A 21,250-nucleotide genomic window follows, 5' to 3' on the forward strand; every position below is an offset into this window, starting at 1 on the left:
GAGGGGTAATGTGATCAAAACTTCCTATCATACACTGGGAGCAGTTATATTTATTTGGGGGTTAGTATTACAACTGAAATGGCCCGGTCAGGATGAAACTATAGGCCATCAACTGTTTCAAGCGTACTCTATTCCTGTTACAGCCGAGATTGGGGTCTCTTATGTTTGGATTGTATCCATTATCATTCAGGTCAGCGGAATCTTGTTATTTTTGAAATGGCTATTTATGGAGCATCCTCAGATTTTAAAGAAATATATGAAATTTGAACCGGTATTCTTGGTTGTCTTATTGTTTGCTATTCCTTTTGTAATTAACAGTCTATTAAGTACTTCTGCCAAAACGTATATTTATGCTGCTGAGAATGGAGCTAATGCTATAGAATATTTGGAAAGCGAATGTACAATAGAAGAGCAGGATGAAGGTAATCTGTATGAATGCAAAATTATACTGCAAAATTATGAGCATCAATCACAGCAGGTAACGTTGCATTTTCCTGTTTCCGATTCGGTAAAGAAAGAAAAACAAGTAACAGCTTATTTACAGGTTCATGAAAAAAAAGAGATTAGAGTGCAATTTACAGCTGATGAATTAGCCGCTTTCGAAGGGGTACCTGAATTTACAATTCAATCATAATGGTCTTAATAGAAAATATCGGAGAACCGTGTATCATAGAAGCGGTTCTCCGATATTTTTTATTGAAGGTTAGCTGGGATTACATTTCCTGCGGTGCTTCCATTCCTAATAAATGCATGCCTTCTTCAAGAACGATGGTAATTGATTTTATTAAAGCCAAGCGATTTTGCAATTCACTGTCATTCTCTAATATGCGTATATGTCCATAATAGCGATTAAATGATTGAGCCAAGTCAATCAAGTATTTAGCAATAACGGATGGCTCCATTTTTTCGAAAGCCCGCTCAATCACGGATGGAAATGCCAGCAAATGCTTTACAATATCAAAGCTATATTCATCACTCAAGCCTGCTGATGCACTAGCAGGAGTGAAGGCCTTTCTAAGAATAGAATGGGCACGAGCATTTGTATATTGTAAATAGGGACCGGTTTCACCTTCGAATTTTAGGATGTCTTCGAGCGAGAATTCAATATTATTCATACGGTCATTTTTCAAATCGTTGAATATAACAGCTCCTACGCCTACTTGTTTTGCAACCTCATCTTTGTTATTTAAATCAGGATTTTTATTCTCAATATTCTTACGAGCAAGCTCGATTGATTCGGCCAGCACTTCCTCGAGGAGGACAACTCTTCCTTTACGAGTTGACATTTTTTTGCCGTCTTTCATAATCATTCCGAATGGTACATGTGAAATATCGTCAGCCCAGTCAAATCCAAGTTTCTTTAAAACAGCTTTAAGCTGTTTAAAATGTAAGGATTGTTCATTTCCGACTACATATACAGCCTTGGCAAAGTCGTAGGTACGGTAACGGTATAAAGCAGCTGATAAATCCCGTGTTACATAAAGAGTCGCACCATCGGATTTTTTGATTAAACAAGGTGTTAATCCCTCTTCCTCTAATTTGACTACCATGGCACCCTGATCTTCTACAAGCAGGCCGCTATTCTCAATTATTTCTATAACCTCTGCCATCTTATCATTATAAAAAGCTTCCCCATTAAAAGAGTCGAATTGAATGCCAAGCAGCTCATATATTTTCTCGAATTCTTTCAGGGATTCTTCTTTGAACCATTTCCATAATTTCGTGGCTTCTTCGTCCCCATCTTCCAGTTTTTTGAACCAGTCACGTCCCTGTTGCTTTAGCTCAGGTTCTGTTTCAGCTTTTTCATGAAAGATAATATATAACTTTAAAAGTTCGCTGATGGGACTCTTTTTAACTTTTTCTTCATTTCCCCAAGCTTTATAGGCTACAATTAATTTTCCGAATTGAGTGCCCCAATCACCAATGTGATTAATTTTAACAGGGGTATAACCGCATTTTTTAATAATATTGGCTATAGAGGCTCCGATTACTGTGGAGCGAAGGTGCCCCATCGAAAAGGGCTTGGCGATATTGGGTGAAGACATATCAATTGCGATATTTTCACCATGTCCAAGAGAAAGTGTGCCGTACTGATGTTGATCAGTTAATATCGTATTCATTACTCTTTCACTGATAGACTTTTTATCGAGGAAAAAGTTAACATACGGTCCAATAGCTTTTACATCCTCATAACGTTCATCCTTTAGTTGGTCAGCTAATGTTACTGCAATTTTCTGCGGAGATTGCTTCCACAGTTTTGCGAGAGTGAAACAGGGAAATGCCAAATCTCCATGCTCTTTGTTCTTTGGGGTTTCGACCAAAGACAAGCATGTTTCAAGATTTAAGTCACCTTTTAGTACTTCATTCATATGAGAAGCTACATCTAGTTTTATATCCATATCCTCAGCCTCCAGTAAAATATAATAAAAAAAGCCCGCCTCTTAAAAATCTTTAAGAGACGGGCTGTAAACCCGCGGTACCACTCTGCTTGTTCTAATGAACCACCTTAACTTTATAACGGAAAAGTCCGGCCCAAACTACTAAAGTTGTTCGAATGAGCATTTCAGAAGGGCGTTCCTTAAAACCATTAATACCAGGCTCTCACCATTCCCGGCTCGCTATAATTTGTATTTTAAGTACTATTCTTCATCATAAATATTATCTTTATTATTTTATATACAAATAGTATAGAAATTCCGAATAGAAAGTCAATACAAAATATTCTTTTGTATGAATATATTGCTCATCTATGCACAAATGAGTATAAATAGAATTATAGAACTTAGTAAAAGGAGTATTTTATTATGAATAAGGAAAAAAGACTCGCTATTATTAAGCAGGTAATTCAGAATAATGAAATTAAAACTCAGGAACAGCTGGTCGAAGAATTATCTAAGCAAGGGTTGCATATTACACAAGCCACCATTTCTCGAGATATCCGGGAATTAAGCCTGGTAAAATATCCATCTAAGACCGGAGGGACGAAGTATGGATTTATCGGAGATCATAAGTACAATGACACAATGAAACTACGTAAAAAAATGCAAGACGCATTATTAAATATTGAAAGAATAGAATATTTTATTATCCTAAAAGTATTACCTGGCCATGCCCACTCATTTGGGGCAATTTTAGATGAACTTGAGTGGGAAGAGAAGGCGGCAACTATATGTGGGAATGATACCTGTATGATTATTTGCCGTACAATCCATCAAGCAGAGGCCCTGGAAGAAAGGTTAAGAACAGTTGCAAATTTATAAGAAATATTTTTTTATATTTCAAGTATGATATGCAAAAAAATATACATAGTTATGCGAAATAATAGGAAATTAAAAATAATTAATTGAATATTCATACATAAACTTTTCTATTTAAAGAGATTTATGTGAGGATTTACACATTTTTTGTGTGTAAAAAATCACAAATCTCTTTTTTTCGTTCCTTTACACTAAAAATGTAAGAAAAATAAGGTGTGCAGGAGGAAAGGCAATATGACAAATCCAATTCATGTTACTTCTGAAATCGGCACTTTAAAAACTGTAATGTTAAAGCGTCCCGGAAAAGAAGTAGAAAATCTTACTCCGGAATATCTGGAGAGACTATTGTTTGATGATATTCCTTATTTGCCGATTATTCAGGAAGAGCACGATTATTTTGCTAATACACTAAGAGATCAAGGAATAGAAGTTTTATACCTTGAGAAGCTTGCTGCAGAATCTCTTACAAATCCTGAAGTGAAAGAGGAATTTGTTAGCCGCATGCTTGAAGAAAGCAATGCAAAGGTACAGGGTACATTTGAAAATCTTAAAGAGTATTTATTATCATTTTCAAATGAAGACATGGTTGACAAAATTATGTCCGGTATCCGCAAAAATGAACTGGAGATCAGCAAAAAAACACATTTGTATGAATTGATGGAAGACCATTATCCATTCTATACAGATCCAATGCCAAACCTGTATTTTACGCGGGACCCGGCAGCAGCTATCGGAAACGGTTTAACAATTAATAACATGCGCGAACCTGCAAGACGCAGAGAGTCCATGTTCATGGAATATATTATCAAGCATCATCCACGTTTTGCTGGTAAAGATGTTCCTGTATGGCTTGACCGTACTTATCATAACCCAATTGAGGGGGGAGATGAACTGGTATTAAGCCCAGAAGTAGTCGCAATCGGTGTTTCAGCAAGAACATCTGCTAAAGCAATCGAAAAATTCGCGCTTAGCATCTTGAATAAACAAAATCAATTCAAGAAAGTAATAGCTATTGAAATACCTAGCTGCCGTGCATTCATGCACCTGGATACTGTATTTACAATGGTAGACTACAATAAATTTACAATGCATCCGATGATTCAGGGACCTGGCGGTAAAATGAATATTTACATCCTTGAAAAAGGCGCTGATGAATTTAATGTAAATATCACACACCGTACTGACATTAAAGAGACTTTAAAAGAAGTGCTTAACTTGCCTGAACTTGAAATCATCCTTTGTGGTGACGGAGATGAAATCGCAGCTCCACGTGAACAGTGGAATGATGGTTCCAATACACTGGCGATTGCACCTGGTGTAGTTGTTACATATGACCGTAACTATATCTCAAACGAGTGCTTACGCAAACATGGTGTAAAAGTTATTGAAATCAAAAGCTCTGAATTGTCTCGTGGCCGTGGGGGCCCACGCTGCATGAGCATGCCTCTAGTACGTGAAGACATTTAATAAAAGATTTAGTTGATTAAAAGGTTATCGTTGGAGGGAGTATATAAAATGATTAAAACAAGACCAGACCTTAAAGGTAGAAGTTTCTTGGCTGAGAAAGATTTCACTGAAGAAGAATTCTTACACATGATTGATTTTGCTGCTGAGTTAAAGGAAAAGAAAAAACAAGGCATTCCTCACCGTTATATGGAAGGTAAAAATATTGCCTTATTATTTGAAAAACCATCAACTCGTACACGTTGTGCTTTTACGGTAGCTTGTACTGATTTAGGCGCTCATCCTGAGTATCTTGGAAAAGATGATATCCAACTTGGAAAAAAAGAATCTATTGAAGATACTGCTAAAGTTTTAGGCCGTATGTTTGATGGTATCGAATTCCGTGGCTTTGAACATGCAAAAGTGGAATCTTTGGCTGAGCACTCCGGAGTTCCTGTATGGAATGGTCTTACAGATTTATGGCATCCAACTCAAACTTTAGCGGACTTCTTAACAGTGAAAGAAAATGTAGGCCACTTAAAAGGCGTTAAATTCGTATATGTTGGGGATGGCCGTAACAACGTAGCAAACAGCTTACTTGTCGGCGGTGCAAAAGTTGGTATGGATGTACGTATCTGTTCACCGGAATCTTTATTCCCAGAAGCATCTATTGTTGAACTTGCTAAGGAATTAGCAAAAGAGTCCCAAGGCCGTGTAACAATCACATCTAATGTTGAAGAGGCAGTATCCGGCGCTGATGTTATCTACACAGATGTTTGGGTATCAATGGGAGAAGAAGACAAGTTCGCAGAACGTATCGCTTTATTAGCTCCATATCAAGTGAATATGGATATGATCAAAATGACTGGAAATGACAACGTGATCTTCTTACACTGCTTACCGGCATTCCATGACTTAGAAACTTCTTATGGTCGTGCGATTCATGAAGAGCACGGATTAGCTGAAATGGAAGTTACAGATGAAGTCTTCCGCAGCAAGCATTCCAAAGTATTTGATCAAGCTGAAAACAGAATGCATACAATCAAATCTGTAATGGCATTGACATTAGGAAATATTGAATAAGTAGATGAGCAGGGAATTGGTTCTACACAATTCCCTGCTACCATTATCAAATTAACGAGGTGAAGAAAAAATGGCAGAAGATAAAAAGATTGGCTTATTTGCCTTAATTGCCATTGTTATAGGTTCTATGATTGGAGGAGGAGCATTTAACCTTGCTTCAGATATGGCTGGTGCAGCTTCTCCCGGTGCAATTATTTTAGGATGGACAATTACTGGTATAGGGATGGTCGCGCTAGCGTTATCTTTCCAAAACTTGAATGATAAAAGACCGGATCTTGATGGTGGAGTTTACAGCTATGCTTCAGCTGGATTTGGTAAATTTATGGGATTCAACAGTGCTTGGGGTTACTGGCTGTCTGCATGGTTAGGTAACGTAGCATACGCTACACTTTTGTTCTCTTCCATTGGTTACTTTATCCCTATGTTTGAAGGTGGACAAAACATAGCTGCAATCATTGGTGCCAGCGTATTGCTATGGGCTGTGCATGCTTTAGTTTTACGAGGAGTTCACTCAGCAACACTTGTAAATACAATAACAACAATTGCAAAATTAGTTCCTATTTTCCTATTTATCATTATTGGTATTTTTGCTTTTAATGCGGATATTTTCTTAGACGACTTCTGGGGAACTGGTGCTGGCTTCAAATTTAGTGATGTTATGTCCCAAACAAAGAGCACTATGCTTGTAACACTTTGGGTGTTCATTGGGGTTGAAGGAGCGGTTGTTTTATCCAGCCGTGCGAAAGACAAAAAGGATGTTGGTAAAGCGACTGTCATTGGTTTGATTAGTACGTTAATCATTTACGTATTAATTAATATTATGTCTATCGGTGCAATGAATCGTGCAGAAGTAGCCGGTTTGGCTAATCCGTCTATGGCATATGTGTTTGAAGAAATGGTAGGTCCATGGGGAGCAACATTCATCAATCTTGGATTAATAGTCTCTGTCCTAGGTGCTTGGTTGGGCTGGACATTGCTGGCATCCGAGATTCCTTACTTAGCAGGTAAGGATAAATTATTCCCTAAATGGTTTGCAAAAGTTAATAAAAATGGGGCTCCGTCTAATTCTTTATGGATTACAAATGGTCTGATTCAAGTGTTCCTATTGACATTCCTTGTATCTGAGCAAGCTTATAACTTTGCATTTTCATTGGCATCTTCAGCTATTTTAATTCCGTATGCATTTACAGCATTCTATCAATTGAAATATTCCTTACAAGATACTGCCGCAGATCGCGTGAAAAACATTATTGTTGGTATTGTGGCAAGTGTATATGGTGTTTGGATGGTTTATGCAGCCGGTATTGGATACTTACTATTAACTATGCTTTTATATGCACCAGGTATCCTGATTTACAGAGCTGTACAGAAAGAAGCGAATATTAAACAAGTATTTACGAAAACAGAATTGGCTATTGCAGCAGCGTTTGTTGTATTTGCCGGTATGGCGATTGTTGGATTGATCAATGGAACTATTTCCATTTAATGAGTTCTAAATACAGACTGATTTTTGGAGGTATTGAATCAACTATGGAAAGAAAAAAAGTAGTGATAGCTTTAGGCGGTAATGCCATTCAATCCGGAGATGCCAGTGCAAAGGCTCAACAGCTGGCACTAGAAAAGACAGCTGAACAGCTTGCAACGCTTGTTGAAAATGGAATGGATATTATCATTTCGCATGGTAATGGTCCACAAGTAGGAAATATCCTTCTTCAGCAAAAAGCGGCTGATTCAGAGAAAAATCCAGCAATGCCACTTGATACTTGCGGAGCGATGTCACAAGGTATGATTGGATACTGGTTGGAAAATGCCATGGACAAAGCCCTAAGCAAAAGAGGAATTCATAAAGATGTAGTGGGCATTGTAACAAGGGTCGTAGTTGATGAAAACGATGGCGCCTTCAAGAATCCTACAAAACCGATTGGTCCTTTTTATACAGAAGAGGAAGCGATGAAATTGATCCAGGAGACTGGTGCTTCCTTTAAGGAAGATGCAGGCAGAGGTTGGAGAAGAGTCGTTCCTTCACCGAAACCGGTCAGCATCCTGGAGCATAAGAGCATTAATAGTCTTGTGGAAAGTGGAAAAATTGTTATTTCTACAGGAGGCGGCGGTATCCCAGTTATGCAATCTGACGACGAGTTGATTGGTGTTGAGGCAGTAATCGACAAGGATTTTGCTTCTGAGAAGTTAGCAGAATTAGTGGATGCAGACTCATTAATTATTTTGACTGCTGTAGACAATATCTACATAAACTACAATCAGCCTAATCAGCAAAAACTGGAATCTATTTCAACCAATGAAATAAAGGCATTGGCTGAAGAAGGTCACTTTGCACCGGGCAGTATGCTTCCTAAAGTAGAAGCTGCTATTCAATTTGCAGAATCAAGACCTGGCCGTACTACTATTATTACATCTCTCGAAAAAGCATTAGATGCATTGAAAGGAAATGCGGGAACGATTATATCTATGCAGGAAGAGACAGTAATGGCATAATGATGAAACACATACCCCAAATCATTAGATTTGGGGTATTTTATGTGCGTTTAATAGGAGCGAAAAAGTACGCCTTGTACATAGTATAAAACAGGTGCAGACTATTTTTTAAACTGGTTATTTTGGCTGTTTACCTTATTATAATGTTTTTCATGGTGCGGACCAGCATTGCCTTTTACACTTGCCGCACTGACTCCTTCTTTGCTTGGATTCTTTTTAAGCTTCGCCATTAAATTCACCTCCAGTAGTAGTTTGACCAAATAAAAACTTTCTAACAAATTACCATTTTTATGGCTTTTTTAATTGCGGAATTTTCGAAAATCTTTTATAGTTAAAGATGTAGGATTTTTATTCCATATTTTTTTGTCATAAAAATGAATGAGTATTCATTCAAATTAAAGGGGGATTAATGTTGAACCTTAAAATTAAAAAAGTAGCTGTACTTGGATCAGGTGTCATGGGTTCAGGGATTGCAGCACATTTAGCCAACATTGGAATTCCGGTTAAGCTATTGGATATTGTTCCAAGAGAACTTACCGCGGATGAGGGAAAAAAGGGGCTAACTCTTGAAGACAAGCAAGTCCGTAATCGATTGGCTCAAATGTCCATTCAAAAACTACTTAAACAAAAACCTGCACCGTTAACCTCCAAGAAAAATTTATCTTTAATTGAGCCAGGAAACTTTGAAGACGACTTGTCAAAAATTAATGATTGCGACTGGATTATTGAGGTCGTTGTTGAAAGACTTGATATTAAACAAAGTGTGTTTTCACAAATTGACGAATATAGAAAGCCGGGCAGTATTATTAGTTCAAATACATCCGGAATTTCCATTGAGGCAATGGCGGAAGGGCGTTCAGAAGATTTCCGCAAACATTTCCTTGGCACTCATTTCTTTAATCCACCTAGATATTTAAAGCTTTTGGAAATTATCCCGACAGAAGCAACATCGCCTGAAATAGTTAAAGCGATGAAACAATTTGGAGAAGATGTTTTAGGAAAAGGGGTTGTAATTGCTAAAGATACCCCTAATTTTATCGGTAATCGAATTGGGACTTACGGTTTATTGGTTACTGTTCGTGAAATGATGGAGCGAGGCTACAGTGTCGGGGAAGTGGATTCTGTAACTGGTCCTTTAATTGGCCGTCCAAAGAGTGCAACGTTCCGTACGCTGGATGTAGTGGGACTGGATACATTCGCTCATGTAGCTAAAAATGTTTATGACAATGTAGATAATGAAGAGGAAAAATCCGTTTTTGAAGTACCTGAATTTATGAAAAAGATGCTTGATAATGGCTGGTTGGGAAGTAAGTCAGGGCAGGGATTCTTCCTGAAAAAAGGGAAAGAAATACTGGAGCTCGACCCGTCCGCTTTGGAATATGTAGAGCGTAAAAAGCTAAAAGCACCTTCGCTTGATATGGCAAAGCAGGAGAAAGGCGCCGCAAGAAAATTGAAAGCGCTTATTTATGCGAAAGATCGTGTCGGTGAATTGCTATGGAATGTAATCAGCCCTACTTTACTCTATTCAGCAGAACTACTTGGCGACATTGCAGATGATATTGTCGCAATCGACCAGGCGATGAAATGGGGATTTGGCTGGCAGCTTGGACCATTTGAAACCTGGGATGCAATTGGCTTAGAGAAATCCGTTGCCAGGATGCAGGAGGAAGGACGCAATATTCCTGAATGGATTACACAAATGATCGAAAATGGTAACACAACCTTCTATAAAGAAGGGGATAACGGAACCCTTTATTATGCAAATGGCGAATACCAAGAGGTTGAAGTAAATGAAAAAATCATAGATCTGAAGTTGATTAAGAAACAAAAAGGGGTCATTAAGAAAAATAGCGGCGCAAGCCTGATTGATATTGGTGATGGTGTAGCTTTGCTTGAATTCCATTCTCCTAATAATGCGATTGGCTTTGATACTATTCAAATGATTAATTATGCAATTGAAGAAGTGGATAAAAACTACAAAGGACTAGTTATCGGAAACCAGGGCAAAAACTTCTGCGTTGGAGCCAATCTGGCTATGATTTTAATGGAAGTACAGGACGACAATATATTTGATGTAGAAATGATTACACGTCAATTCCAGCAAGCGATGATGAATATTAAATACAGCAATAAACCGGTTGTTGCGGCGCCGTTTAATATGACGCTTGGCGGAGGAGCTGAAATTTGCCTGCCAGCCGCGAAAATCCAGGCATCATCTGAGTCATATATTGGATTGGTTGAGACGGGTGTCGGCTTGTTGCCTGGCGGAGGCGGAAATAAAGAGCTATATATTAAACACCTGGATAGCTTACCGAATGGTATTGATTTCGATATTACTAAAGTTGCTATTAAAGTGTTTGAAACGATTGCTACTGCCCAAGTATCTACTTCCGCTGATGAAGCAAGAGAGAATAACTTCCTGAATAGTAACGATGGAATCAGTTTTAATCCAGATCATCAGTTATATGATGCGAAACAAGCTGTTATTGCTTTACATGATACTGGCTATAAGCCGCCGGTGCGCAAAAAAATTCCGGTATCAGGAGAACCAGGTTATGCGGCTCTATTACTAGGAGCACAATCTATGCTGTATTCAGGCTATATTTCAGAGCACGATTTGAAGATTGCCCAAAAAATTGCCTATGTTTTAGCCGGCGGTAAGGTGCCTTATGGAACAGAAGTGGATGAACAGTATTTGCTTGATTTAGAAAGAGAAGCATTCATCAGCCTTGTCCAGGAAGGAAAAACACAGCAGCGCATGCAGCATATGCTTGTTAAAGGAAAACCATTACGCAATTAATAGATCCGTATTTTGATTGATTAAGAGGAGGATTGGCATGAGAGAAGCAGTGATTGTAGCCGGAGCCAGAACCCCGGTTGGCAGAGCCAAAAAAGGAACTCTTGCAAATGTTCGACCAGATGATTTAGGTGCATTAGTAGTAAAGGAAACGCTAAAACGAGCAGAAAATTACGATGGACCCATTGATGATATGATCTTTGGATGCGCAATGCCTGAAGCAGAGCAAGGGCTCAATGTGACTCGTAATATCGGTGCCTTGGCAGGATTACCATACAATGTACCGGCTATTACGATCAACCGTTACTGTTCATCAGGACTGCAATCCATTGCTTATGGTGCAGAGCGAATTATGCTCGGACATTCTGAAACGGTCATTTCCGGTGGGGTTGAATCGATGAGTATGGTTCCGATGATGGGACATGTAGTTCGTCCTAATTCCAAACTGGCAGAAGCAGCTCCTGAATACTATATGGGTATGGGTCATACGGCTGAAGAAGTTGCTAAGAAATTTGGGATTACCCGTGCGGAACAGGATGCCTTTGCAGTATGCAGTCACCAAAAAGCTGCGCAGGCCATTCGAGATGGGAAATTTGAAGATGAAATCGTTCCTGTTGATGTCACTTTTCGTCAAGTAGGATCAGACCATAAATTAAAAGAGCGATCCGTTCAATTTACAACAGATGAAGGAGTTCGAGAAGGGACAACAACGGAAGTATTTGCTAAACTGAGGCCTGCATTTTCACTCACGGGAACAGTAACAGCCGGTAATGCTTCACAAACCAGTGATGGAGCAGCAGCGGTATTACTAATGGACCGGGAAAAAGCCGAGGCAGATGGTTTCAAGCCACTTTTGAAATTCCGTTCTTTTGCAGTCGCAGGAGTGCCGCCGGAACTTATGGGAATCGGTCCGGTAGAAGCAATTCCAAAAGCTCTTAAGCTGGCAGGATTAAGTTTATCTGATATTGGATTATTCGAATTGAATGAAGCGTTTGCTTCTCAATCCATTCAGGTAATTCGTCAGCTTGGATTGGATGAGGAGAGAGTGAATGTAAATGGCGGCGCCATTGCATTAGGACATCCGCTTGGGTGTACTGGAGCTAAATTAACATTGAGCCTCCTTCATGAGATGAAACGCCGAAATGAGCAATTTGGAATCGTAACGATGTGTATTGGCGGAGGAATGGGCGCGGCTGGTGTATTTGAATTATTAGCATAAAAATTTATAAACGATGAGATGATTGGCAACAAGAGTCCAGTCATCTCTAAATCAGGAGGAAGAAAAGTGGCTAATCAAACAGAAGAAGTGTTAAAAGGCGGAGCGTTTTTAATTGAAGATATTGATGCAGAAAACATGTTTACACCTGAGGACTATACAGATGAGCATAAAATGATTGCGAAAACGACTGAGGAATATTTAGTAAATGAAGTATTGCCTCAGGTGGAATATTTAGAGAATCATGAGTTTGACCGTTCTGTAAAATTATTGAAACAAGCTGGAGAACTGGGTCTATTAGGTGCAGATGTACCGGAGGAATATGGTGGATTAGGCTTGGATAAAGTCAGTTCCGCCCTTATTTCAGAAAGATTATCCCGTGCAGGAGGCTTCTCAATTTCTCATGGAGCACATGTTGGGATCGGGTCCTTGCCAATCGTTTTATTTGGTAATGAAGAACAAAAACAAAAGTACCTCCCATTATTAGCTACCGGGGAAAAGCTGGCAGCCTATGCCTTAACTGAACCAAGCTCAGGCTCTGATGCGCTTGGCGCAAAGACAACAGCAAAATTGAATGAAGCAGGAACTCACTATGTCTTAAATGGTGAGAAACAATGGATTACAAATGCAGGCTTTGCTGATGTATTTGTCGTATATGCAAAAATCGACGGCGACAAATTTTCTGCATTCATCGTAGAAAGAGAGTATCCAGGTGTGTCTACTGGACCGGAAGAAAAGAAAATGGGGATTAAGAGCTCTTCAACTAGAACATTAATTCTTGAGGATGCAGAAGTACCTGTTGAGAACCTATTGGGAGAAGCAGGAAGAGGTCATGTAATTGCCTTTAACATTTTGAATATCGGTCGTTATAAATTGGGAGTAGGAGCTGTTGGTGCTTCCAAACGAGGATTTGAATTAGCTGCTACGTATGCTAATCAACGCCAACAGTTTAAAACACCAATCTCTTCATTTAATTTAACAAAAGAAAAGCTCTCTACAATGGCTTCCAAAATATACGCAGCTGAAAGTTCCGTCTATAGGACAGTTGGTTTATTCGAGGAAAGAATGAGCCGCCTAAGTGATGAAGAAGTAAAAGATGGGAAAGAAGTAGCAAAATCAATTGCTGAATATGCAATCGAATGCTCCTTAAATAAGTTCTTTGCTTCCGAGGTTTTAGATTATGTTGTGGATGAAGCGGTTCAGCTTCATGGAGGCTATGGATTTATGGCTGAGTATGAAATTGAAAGAATGTACCGTGATTCTCGTATTAACCGTATATTTGAAGGAACAAACGAAATTAACCGTCTGCTTGTACCAGGTACATTCCTGAAAAAAGCTTTAAAAGGTGAATTGCCGTTATTACAAAAAGCACAGGAGCTGTCTGAAGGACTCATGATGCTTATGCCTGAAGAGCCAGGTACAGAGCCGCTTGATCAAGAAAAACATCTTGTGAAAAATGCTAAGAAGATTGGTATTATGATTGCAGGATTGGCTGCGCAAAAATATGGTACTGAGCTGGAAAAAGAACAAGAAATTCTTGTTAATATTGCGGATATTGCTTCTTTCGTTTATGCGATGGAATCAGTTGTTCTTCGTACAGAAAAAGCAATCAAAAAAGATGGCTTAGAAAAGAACAAACAAAAACTTCTTTATACTCAAATCTTCTGCCAGGAAGCATTTGGCGAAATCGAGAAGCATGCTAAAGAAACATTAGTGGCAACAGAAACTGGTGATACATTACGTATGATGACATCAGCTTTACGTAAATTCACACGTTTCACACCAATCAATGTAATCGCACTTAAACGTGAAGCTTCAGAAAAGTTAGTTGATGCTGAGCGTTACACTGTTTAATCCTTTATACTAAGGAGGCCTGGTGAAAACCAGGCTTTTTCTTTTCCTGCTATGTTAGACCTGTTACCTTTTCTAGAGCAGAAGTATATCCGTTTAAGATAGATGAAAAAATGTGGTATGCTTCAATTGAGGTGATAAAACGATGATTACATTATACTGGTATCCTAAATGCGGGACATGCAGAAAAGCAAAGAAATGGTTTGATGAAAAGGGAATATCCTATCAAGAAGTTGATATAGCGCAAAATCCTCCATCGAAAGAAGAGCTAGAAATAATTTATCAAAAAAGTGAATTGTCTCTTCAGAAATTTTTTAACACAAGTGGGATGAAATACAGAGAACTTGGGTTAAAAGATAAAGTGAAGGATATGTCTGAAGATGAAATTCTTACCTTGCTTGCATCAGACGGGATGCTAATCAAGCGCCCAATCGCATTTGATGGAGAAAAAGTAACAGTAGGATTCAAAGAGGTAAATTACCAGAAAATCTGGGCATGAAACAATTGTCAAATAACCAGTTTGATGTCATGATAAATAGGAACCATACATACATTTTGGGGGGATTAAATCATGAGCATTCCAGCGGGATTACGTTATACAGCTGAGCATGAATGGGTTAAACAAGAGGATGGTAAGATTCGAATTGGAATAACTGATTTTGCTCAAAAAGAATTGGGAGACATCGTATTTGTGGAACTACCGGAAATAGGTGATCAATTGACCCGTAATGAACCGTTTGGCAGTGTAGAATCAGTTAAGACAGTATCTGAATTGTATGCGCCAATCAGTGGGACAGTTGTTGAAGTAAATGAAGAATTAGCGGATAGTCCAGAATATGTTAATGAATCTCCATATGAAAAAGCATGGATGGTAGTTGTTGAACCATCCGAAATCAGCGAATATGATGAATTAATGGATGCTGGCCAATACGAAACAGCGACTAAAGAAGAGTAGTCAATAGAGGGGAGAAGTTTGGGGTCATTCGTCAGCTTCTTTCCTTTTTATTATGTTTTTAGATCAATTGTTACTTTCCACTATGTTAGGGTAAGATACATATAATGAAAAAGACGAAGGCAATTGTCCAATCACATAGAACGTACTCTCCTAATAAAAGGTGATCAATCATGCAGGATGCTCAAAGTGAGAAAGTAATTATTGTGGAAGGTTCTACCGACCGCCAAAAAATACAATCTGTACTTAACGAATCTGTCGATATAAGATGTACAAATGGAACCATCAGTCTATCGAAACTGGATGAATTAGTAGACGAACTTGAACAGAGAGACGTGTATATTTTGGCTGATGCAGATGAATCCGGAGAAAAGCTGAGAAAACAGTTAAGACGAGAAATGCCAAATGCATCTCACATATATATTGATCGTACATACCGTGAAGTTGCTAATGCGCCAAGATATCATTTAGCAACGGTTCTTTTGGCAGCCAATATAGATGTAAAAGCCGAATTTTTAAAACAAATGAAGGATGTAATGAAAAATGAACAATCAAACCACGATAAATAAAGCGATCTATACTTTTACTCCTCTTTGCGGAACATGTCAATTAGCAGGTAAAATGCTTGATATTGCAAAGGAAGTCCTCCCAAATGCCTCTTTGGAAAAAGTCAATCTTAACTATGCTAAGGAACTTGCAGAAGAATATCAAATTCAGAGTGTACCATGCCTCATTTTAATCAAGGATAACCAGCCAATCGAGAAAATCTATGCCTTCCACTCAGTTCCCTATCTTGTTGATCAATTAAAGAGAATTACAGAATAAGAGCAGTTATTTCTCAGGAAATATGTCGATGAATATTTAACTAGAATCTTTTAAAGGTGCTGTTTCTATTTTACGCTGTCTATGTCAGAAGTTTTAATTGATTTGTAGAATTCTATATAATAGCCTGTAATCTCAACCGATTAGACGATTGTTAAGTGGCTAACTGGAGGCATTTATTATAGTAAAAGAAGCTCTTTGTTATTTAATTTAAAAATTCTGAATAATCAGTTGACTCATATTTTTCCATATGCTATAGTTTTAACAACTTAATATTTGGTTCTTATCAAGAGAGGTGGAGGGACTGGCCCGTTGAAGCCCGGCAACCGGTATTTTTATAATACACGGTGCCAATTCCAGCGGATATAAATCCGGGAGATAAGGAGAGATGGAAAATGCCTGCCTCTTCTTGTGAAGAGGTTTTTTTCATTTACTCACTTCTCTATTTAAAATGAAATGGAGAGATGTAGAATGGCAAATGAAGAAAAGAAGTATCGGTTTGAAACAGTAGGTATACACGGAGGATTGCAGCAGGATTCGGTAACTGGAGCGAGAAGCGTGCCGATTTACCAGACGAATGCTTATTTATTTAAAGACACAGATCATGCTGCGGATTTATTTGGATTAGCTGAAACTGGCTATATTTATACTAGAATCCATAATCCAACTTCAAGTGTATTCGAAGAACGTATAGCAGAATTAGAAGGTGGCATTGGAGCTTTAGCGGTATCAAGTGGTGCTGCAGCTATAACACTCTCAATCCTAAATATTGCGGGAGCAGGTGATGAAATTATTTCTGCGTCCACTCTATACGGCGGAACCTACAATTTATTTGCCAATACTCTCCCTAAGTATGGTATTAACGTAAGGTTCGTGGATCCAAGTGACACTGAAAATTTTAGAGAAGCGATTACATCAAAGACCAAAGCTATTTTTGGAGAAACGATTGGAAATCCAAGCCTGCAGGTTCTTGATATTGAACGGGTGGCGGAAATTGCTCATGAAGCTGGAATTCCGTTAATCATTGATAATACATTTGCAACTCCTTATTTATCCCGTCCGATTGAGTTTGGAGCGGATATCGTCGTACACTCAGCTACGAAATGGCTGCTTGGAAATGGAACCACATTAGGCGGGGTCATAGTCGATGGAGGGAAGTTTGACTGGAATTCATCTAAATTTCCGGGCTTTACTGAACCCGATCCAAGCTATCATGATCTGATTTACAGTGAAGCAATTGGTGCAGCAGCATTTATTGTAAAGGCCAGAGTTCAGCTGTTGAGAGATTTAGGTCCTTCCTTAAGCCCGTACAATGCCTTTCAATTTATTCTCGGATTGGAAACTCTGCATGTGAGGATGAAGGAGCATGTAGCCAATACGAGATTAATAGTTGACTATTTAAAACAGCATCCGGCTGTATCGTGGGTCTTGTATCCAGGAGATTCAGATCACCCTGATTACGAAAAAACGAAGAAATATTTACCCAAAGGTGCTGGAGCAGTCGTTGTTTTTGGAATAAAGGGTGGACGTGAGGCAGGTAAAAAACTGATTGATTCCGTTGAACTGTGGTCCCATGTGGCCAATGTGGGAGATGCAAAGAGCCTAATTATCCATCCGGCAAGCACGACTCATCAGCAACTAAGTGAAGAGGGATTAAAAGCATCAGGTGTACAGGAGGATTTAATCAGACTGTCTGTTGGAATTGAACATGCAGAAGATCTAATTGAAGAATTGGAGCTTGCGATTGAAAAAGCAACAGGTATAGCTTCCACTGAGGTGGTTGTGAAATAAATATTGAACATGCTATGCAGACTTTGGTGTTGACAGTTCTTTCTTCAACATGATAGGATAGCAGACAGTTAGATTTAATTGAATAGTTTAAGTACTCTTATCAAGAGAGGCCGAGGGAAGTGCCCTTTGACGCCCGGCAACCGGCAATCATTTATGATTGAAAAGGTGCCAATTCACACAGGATAATAAATCCTGGGAGATGAGAGAAAGGAACATGTTATAAATAAATCATGCCTTTCTGCCTCCGCAGAAAGGCATTTTTGTTTAACTGAAGTTATTCTTTAATTATAGGTTGATAGAAAGAGCAGGTGAACTTTTCATGATTACATTACGTGATGTATCGAAGACCTTCTCAGGAACATTTAAACGTTCATCAGCTGTCAAAGCAGTGGATCAAGTCTCATTATCTATTGAAAAAGGCGAGATCTTTGGAATTATTGGGTACAGCGGTGCGGGAAAAAGTACCCTCATTAGAATGCTGAACGGTTTAGAGAAGCCAACAGAAGGCAGTGTCTTGGTGGCAGGCAAAGATATGGCTGCTATAAAAGGCGCTGAATTAAGAAAAGCCAGAATGGAAATAAGTATGATTTTTCAACACTTTAATCTCCTCTGGTCAAGGACAGTCAGCGAAAATATAGAGTTTCCTTTAGAAATTGCGGGCGTACCAAGCAAGGTACGTAAAGAAAGAGTGAAGGAACTTGTAAGTCTGGTAGGATTAGATGGCCGTGAAAATGCTTATCCATCTCAGTTGAGCGGCGGTCAGAAGCAGCGGGTCGGTATAGCGCGCGCATTAGCGAACAATCCACAGGTTCTTCTTTGTGACGAGGCGACATCAGCACTTGATCCTCAGACTACAGACGATATTTTGGATTTGCTCGTTGATATAAATAAAAGACTTGGCTTGACAATCGTATTAATTACACATGAAATGCATGTTATTCGTAAAATCTGTCATCGCGTTGCTGTGATGGAGATGGGGAAAGTGGTCGAGAGCGGAAAAGTACTTGATGTATTTAAAAAACCAAATGCTCCGATTACTAAACGATTTGTACAGCAAGTGACTGAGCCAGAAGAAACGAAAGAGACGATTGAGCATTTGCTTGCTGAATATCCGACGGGGAAAGTTGTACAATTATCCTTTATTGGCGAATCAGCTGAAACCCCTGTTTTATCAGAGGTTATCCGCTCTTACAAAATCAATGTAAACATATTGCAGGGTAAAATATCGCAGACTCAGCACGGGTCCTATGGAACGTTATTTATTCATGTAGACGGTGATGCTGCTGAAGTGGTGAAAGCGATTGACTATCTCCACAATCAGGAAATTGGTGTGGAGGTGATTTCAGAATGATGGAAACATTATTACCAAATGTAGTTTGGGAACGAATTTATGAAAAGACATGGGAAACCTTGTATATGACAGGTGTCTCATTAATCGCAACTTTTTTCCTTGGAATTATATTGGGTCTGCTATTATTCTTGACCTCAAAGGGGAATATGTGGGAAAACAAAGTGATTTACGGAATTGTAGGTGCTTTCGTTAACATATTCCGTTCCATTCCATTCATTATTCTAATCGTGTTGTTAATTCCTTTCACAAAGGCATTAGTAGGAAGTATTATCGGTGTCAATGCGGCTTTGCCAGCTTTAATTATAGGTGCTGCTCCATTCTATGCGCGAATGGTTGAGATTGGATTGCGTGAAATTGATAAAGGTGTAATCGAAGCAGCAAGATCGATGGGGGCCACTTCCTTTACAATCATATGGAAGGTGCTAATTCCTGAATCTCTGCCTGCACTTGTTTCTGGTATCACAGTTACGGCAATTGCGCTTGTAGGTTATACAGCGATGGCAGGTATGATTGGTGCGGGCGGACTTGGAAACCTTGCCTATTTGGAAGGGTTTAGCCGCGGACAGACAGATGTCACGATTGTTGCTACTATTTTAGTATTGATTATTGTGTTTATTCTCCAATTTATTGGAGATTTTATAACAAGAAAATTAGATAAGCGCTAGGGAGGAAACCAAAGTGAAAAAGTTATCGTTCATACTTGTTTTAGGATTAACCCTATTATTGGCAGCCTGCGGTGGATCAGGAGATGAATCCAATTCCGGGGACAAAGAACTAAAAACGATTAAAATTGGCGCATCAAATGTTCCACATGCAGAAATATTGGAAGAAGCAGCAACTCTTCTTGAAGAAAAAGGTATTAAACTTGAAGTTGAAGTATTTACAGACTATGTAATGCCGAATAAAGCATTGGAAGATGGCTCAATTGACGCTAACTATTTCCAACACATCCCTTATTTTGAGAGTCAAGTGAAGGATAATGGGTATGATTTCGCCAATGCAGGCGGAATCCATATTGAACCGATTGGTGTTTATTCTAAAAAATACGACAGCCTGGATGACCTACCAAAAGGCGCAAGCATCATTATGAGCAGCTCAGTAGCTGATCATGGGCGTATGTTATCTATGCTGGAAACAGAAGGCTTAATAAAGCTAAAAGAAGGCATTGATAAAACTAAAGCAACTGTGGATGATATTGCGGAAAATCCGAAGAATTTAAAGTTTAAAACGGATATTGAAGCACCTATGCTTACGCAGGTTTACAATAATGATGAAGGCGATGCAGTACTGATTAATTCCAACTATGCCATTGAAGCGGATCTTGTACCAGCTGAGGATGCGATTGCATTGGAAAGTGCTGATAATAATCCATACGTAAACATTATTGCTGTTAGATCTGAGGATAAGAATAAGGAAGAAATTAAAACATTGGTTGAAGTTCTTCATTCTAAAGATATCCAGGATTTCATTAATGAAAACTACAAAGGGTCCGTTATCCCATCAAATAAATAATAGAAAAGGAAGGTGCAGCTATTCATTTAGCTGCACCTTTTTCATCTATATAATAGGTGTTTTAAAAGCAATTGTAAGATGCTTTTCCAATGAATTATTTTCTTCTCTGGTATTATTTTTCAGGATAATCAAGGATTTCCTAGAAGAAATACGCAATATCACTTTTAAGATGTGCTCAGAGTGGTATATAGACTTTGAGGGTTCTTCTGCAAAGTGATACCCTTATTATAATAAATGGAAAGGAATGATTCATTATCTTTGACAATCAGTTACAGCTTAGAGTAACAGATGAAATGGAAAAAGCGATGAGGCAGGCACATGGAGTTGGCTATGAAGTTTACAGTCAGAATCTTGAAGTGCGTATGAAAGTAGAAGAGAAGCGTGAACGTAGTTATATGAAGAGTAATCAAATCTTAAATGATGTGAATAGAAGAGTACATGGGTAAATGAATCAAGTGATAAAGTGAATATTTCTAAAAGTGATAATCATAAAAACAGGTAGCGGAAGAAAAATCAATTTCTCCTTCTACCTGTTTTTATGTTTTCAATTAGTGCAAAAATGTTACTGCCGTCTTTAAAATCAGGGTGGTTGGTAAAGATCATGCTGGTTCTTTTCTTTCGTGAAAATTAACATTATAATGTCAGTAAAGCTAAGTATTATGTTAAAATATTATGTCCATTT

The 21,250-nt window shown here is 38.6% G+C and carries 20 protein-coding genes, 2 riboswitches and 1 other annotated feature; of the genes, 18 read left to right on the forward strand and 2 right to left on the reverse strand.

Annotation, left to right across the window (positions count from 1 at the left end; all coding sequences use genetic code 11):
* Positions 1-10: 10 nt before the first annotated feature.
* Positions 11-634: a hypothetical protein gene (locus tag FHY45_RS14345; RefSeq protein ID WP_139892259.1), complete on the forward strand. Its 624-nt coding sequence runs from the start codon at positions 11-13 to the stop codon at positions 632-634.
* 79 nt (positions 635-713) lie between these two features.
* Here the strand turns inward: FHY45_RS14345 and argS are convergent, their stop codons facing one another.
* Positions 714-2,399: an arginine--tRNA ligase gene (gene argS / locus FHY45_RS14350; protein WP_139892260.1), complete on the reverse strand. Its 1,686-nt coding sequence runs from the start codon at positions 2,397-2,399 to the stop codon at positions 714-716.
* Between the two features lie 52 nt (positions 2,400-2,451).
* Positions 2,452-2,662: a binding site (T-box leader), on the reverse strand.
* 142 nt (positions 2,663-2,804) lie between these two features.
* Here argS and argR point away from each other — a divergent pair.
* From argR to arcC, 5 genes are all read left to right on the forward strand, one after another.
* Complete coding sequence (gene argR / locus FHY45_RS14355) at positions 2,805-3,260, forward strand: arginine repressor (protein ID WP_066106440.1); 456 nt, start codon at positions 2,805-2,807, stop codon at positions 3,258-3,260.
* 231 nt (positions 3,261-3,491) lie between these two features.
* On the forward strand, positions 3,492-4,724 hold the full coding sequence (arcA, locus tag FHY45_RS14360; RefSeq protein ID WP_066106443.1) for an arginine deiminase: 1,233 nt from the start codon (positions 3,492-3,494) through the stop codon (positions 4,722-4,724).
* Positions 4,725-4,772: 48 nt separating this feature from the next.
* Complete coding sequence (gene argF / locus FHY45_RS14365) at positions 4,773-5,783, forward strand: ornithine carbamoyltransferase (protein WP_066106447.1); 1,011 nt, start codon at positions 4,773-4,775, stop codon at positions 5,781-5,783.
* Positions 5,784-5,853: 70 nt separating this feature from the next.
* Complete coding sequence (gene arcD / locus FHY45_RS14370) at positions 5,854-7,269, forward strand: arginine-ornithine antiporter (protein ID WP_066106450.1); 1,416 nt, start codon at positions 5,854-5,856, stop codon at positions 7,267-7,269.
* A 44-nt stretch (positions 7,270-7,313) separates the two neighbouring features.
* Positions 7,314-8,276, forward strand: coding sequence for a carbamate kinase (arcC, locus tag FHY45_RS14375; protein WP_066106453.1), 963 nt, complete (start codon positions 7,314-7,316; stop codon positions 8,274-8,276).
* Between the two features lie 101 nt (positions 8,277-8,377).
* Here arcC and FHY45_RS14380 read toward each other — a convergent pair whose 3' ends face one another.
* Positions 8,378-8,506 (reverse strand): YuzL family protein, encoded by a 129-nt coding sequence (locus tag FHY45_RS14380; protein ID WP_077248114.1) that lies wholly within the window; start codon positions 8,504-8,506, stop codon positions 8,378-8,380.
* 179 nt (positions 8,507-8,685) lie between these two features.
* On the opposite strand from FHY45_RS14380, the gene FHY45_RS14385 reads away from it, so the two are divergent.
* The 12 genes from FHY45_RS14385 to FHY45_RS20605 all read left to right on the forward strand — a co-directional run bounded on the left by FHY45_RS14385 (position 8,686) and on the right by FHY45_RS20605 (position 21,014).
* Entirely contained in the window at positions 8,686-11,076 is a 2,391-nt protein-coding gene (locus FHY45_RS14385; RefSeq protein ID WP_373925483.1) for a 3-hydroxyacyl-CoA dehydrogenase/enoyl-CoA hydratase family protein, read from the forward strand.
* Between the two features lie 37 nt (positions 11,077-11,113).
* The gene (locus tag FHY45_RS14390; protein ID WP_139892261.1) at positions 11,114-12,292 is read left to right on the forward strand and encodes an acetyl-CoA C-acetyltransferase; all 1,179 of its coding nucleotides are present in this window, start codon (positions 11,114-11,116) and stop codon (positions 12,290-12,292) included.
* Between the two features lie 66 nt (positions 12,293-12,358).
* Positions 12,359-14,143, forward strand: a complete 1,785-nt coding sequence (locus FHY45_RS14395) for an acyl-CoA dehydrogenase family protein (protein WP_139892262.1) — start codon at positions 12,359-12,361, stop codon at positions 14,141-14,143.
* 142 nt (positions 14,144-14,285) lie between these two features.
* Positions 14,286-14,639 (forward strand): arsenate reductase family protein, encoded by a 354-nt coding sequence (locus FHY45_RS14400; protein ID WP_066106466.1) that lies wholly within the window; start codon positions 14,286-14,288, stop codon positions 14,637-14,639.
* A gap of 72 nt (positions 14,640-14,711) precedes the next feature.
* The gene (gene gcvH, locus FHY45_RS14405) at positions 14,712-15,095 is read left to right on the forward strand and encodes a glycine cleavage system protein GcvH (RefSeq protein WP_066106469.1); all 384 of its coding nucleotides are present in this window, start codon (positions 14,712-14,714) and stop codon (positions 15,093-15,095) included.
* 170 nt (positions 15,096-15,265) lie between these two features.
* On the forward strand, positions 15,266-15,661 hold the full coding sequence (locus FHY45_RS14410) for a toprim domain-containing protein (RefSeq protein ID WP_139892263.1): 396 nt from the start codon (positions 15,266-15,268) through the stop codon (positions 15,659-15,661).
* On the forward strand, positions 15,636-15,917 hold the full coding sequence (locus FHY45_RS14415; RefSeq protein ID WP_066106475.1) for a thioredoxin family protein: 282 nt from the start codon (positions 15,636-15,638) through the stop codon (positions 15,915-15,917). Before FHY45_RS14410 ends, FHY45_RS14415 begins: the two co-directional genes overlap by 26 nt.
* A 277-nt stretch (positions 15,918-16,194) precedes the next feature.
* Positions 16,195-16,299: riboswitch (SAM riboswitch) on the forward strand.
* An 86-nt stretch (positions 16,300-16,385) separates the two neighbouring features.
* Complete coding sequence (locus tag FHY45_RS14420) at positions 16,386-17,705, forward strand: O-acetylhomoserine aminocarboxypropyltransferase/cysteine synthase family protein (RefSeq protein ID WP_066106478.1); 1,320 nt, start codon at positions 16,386-16,388, stop codon at positions 17,703-17,705.
* Positions 17,706-17,799: 94 nt separating this feature from the next.
* Positions 17,800-17,911, forward strand: a riboswitch (SAM riboswitch).
* A gap of 113 nt (positions 17,912-18,024) precedes the next feature.
* The gene (locus FHY45_RS14425) at positions 18,025-19,056 is read left to right on the forward strand and encodes a methionine ABC transporter ATP-binding protein (RefSeq protein ID WP_139892265.1); all 1,032 of its coding nucleotides are present in this window, start codon (positions 18,025-18,027) and stop codon (positions 19,054-19,056) included.
* The gene (locus tag FHY45_RS14430; RefSeq protein WP_066106484.1) at positions 19,053-19,721 is read left to right on the forward strand and encodes a methionine ABC transporter permease; all 669 of its coding nucleotides are present in this window, start codon (positions 19,053-19,055) and stop codon (positions 19,719-19,721) included. The genes FHY45_RS14425 and FHY45_RS14430 overlap by 4 nt, the downstream gene beginning before the upstream one ends.
* A 13-nt stretch (positions 19,722-19,734) precedes the next feature.
* On the forward strand, positions 19,735-20,568 hold the full coding sequence (locus tag FHY45_RS14435; RefSeq protein ID WP_066106487.1) for a MetQ/NlpA family ABC transporter substrate-binding protein: 834 nt from the start codon (positions 19,735-19,737) through the stop codon (positions 20,566-20,568).
* A gap of 293 nt (positions 20,569-20,861) precedes the next feature.
* Positions 20,862-21,014 carry a YuzK family famiily protein gene (locus FHY45_RS20605; protein ID WP_175354290.1) on the forward strand — a complete coding sequence of 51 codons (153 nt, stop codon included), beginning with the start codon at positions 20,862-20,864 and terminating at the stop codon, positions 21,012-21,014.
* The last annotated feature ends 236 nt before the right edge of the window (positions 21,015-21,250 follow it).

The organism is Bacillus sp. D386 (assembly GCF_006346415.1).

Excerpts from the sequence above, each read along its gene's own strand:
- argS (WP_139892260.1), bottom strand. The coding sequence starts at position 2,399 with ATGGATATAAAACTAGATGTAGCTTCTCATATGAATGAAGTACTAAAA.
- argR (WP_066106440.1), top strand. The coding sequence starts at position 2,805 with ATGAATAAGGAAAAAAGACTCGCTATTATTAAGCAGGTAATTCAGAAT.
- arcA (WP_066106443.1), top strand. The coding sequence starts at position 3,492 with ATGACAAATCCAATTCATGTTACTTCTGAAATCGGCACTTTAAAAACT.
- argF (WP_066106447.1), top strand. The coding sequence starts at position 4,773 with ATGATTAAAACAAGACCAGACCTTAAAGGTAGAAGTTTCTTGGCTGAG.
- arcD (WP_066106450.1), top strand. The coding sequence starts at position 5,854 with ATGGCAGAAGATAAAAAGATTGGCTTATTTGCCTTAATTGCCATTGTT.
- arcC (WP_066106453.1), top strand. The coding sequence starts at position 7,314 with ATGGAAAGAAAAAAAGTAGTGATAGCTTTAGGCGGTAATGCCATTCAA.
- FHY45_RS14380 (WP_077248114.1), bottom strand. The coding sequence starts at position 8,506 with ATGGCGAAGCTTAAAAAGAATCCAAGCAAAGAAGGAGTCAGTGCGGCA.
- FHY45_RS14385 (WP_373925483.1), top strand. The coding sequence starts at position 8,686 with ATGTTGAACCTTAAAATTAAAAAAGTAGCTGTACTTGGATCAGGTGTC.
- FHY45_RS14390 (WP_139892261.1), top strand. The coding sequence starts at position 11,114 with ATGAGAGAAGCAGTGATTGTAGCCGGAGCCAGAACCCCGGTTGGCAGA.
- FHY45_RS14400 (WP_066106466.1), top strand. The coding sequence starts at position 14,286 with ATGATTACATTATACTGGTATCCTAAATGCGGGACATGCAGAAAAGCA.
- gcvH (WP_066106469.1), top strand. The coding sequence starts at position 14,712 with ATGAGCATTCCAGCGGGATTACGTTATACAGCTGAGCATGAATGGGTT.
- FHY45_RS14410 (WP_139892263.1), top strand. The coding sequence starts at position 15,266 with ATGCAGGATGCTCAAAGTGAGAAAGTAATTATTGTGGAAGGTTCTACC.
- FHY45_RS14415 (WP_066106475.1), top strand. The coding sequence starts at position 15,636 with ATGAACAATCAAACCACGATAAATAAAGCGATCTATACTTTTACTCCT.
- FHY45_RS14420 (WP_066106478.1), top strand. The coding sequence starts at position 16,386 with ATGGCAAATGAAGAAAAGAAGTATCGGTTTGAAACAGTAGGTATACAC.
- FHY45_RS14425 (WP_139892265.1), top strand. The coding sequence starts at position 18,025 with ATGATTACATTACGTGATGTATCGAAGACCTTCTCAGGAACATTTAAA.
- FHY45_RS14430 (WP_066106484.1), top strand. The coding sequence starts at position 19,053 with ATGATGGAAACATTATTACCAAATGTAGTTTGGGAACGAATTTATGAA.
- FHY45_RS20605 (WP_175354290.1), top strand. The coding sequence starts at position 20,862 with ATGGAAAAAGCGATGAGGCAGGCACATGGAGTTGGCTATGAAGTTTAC.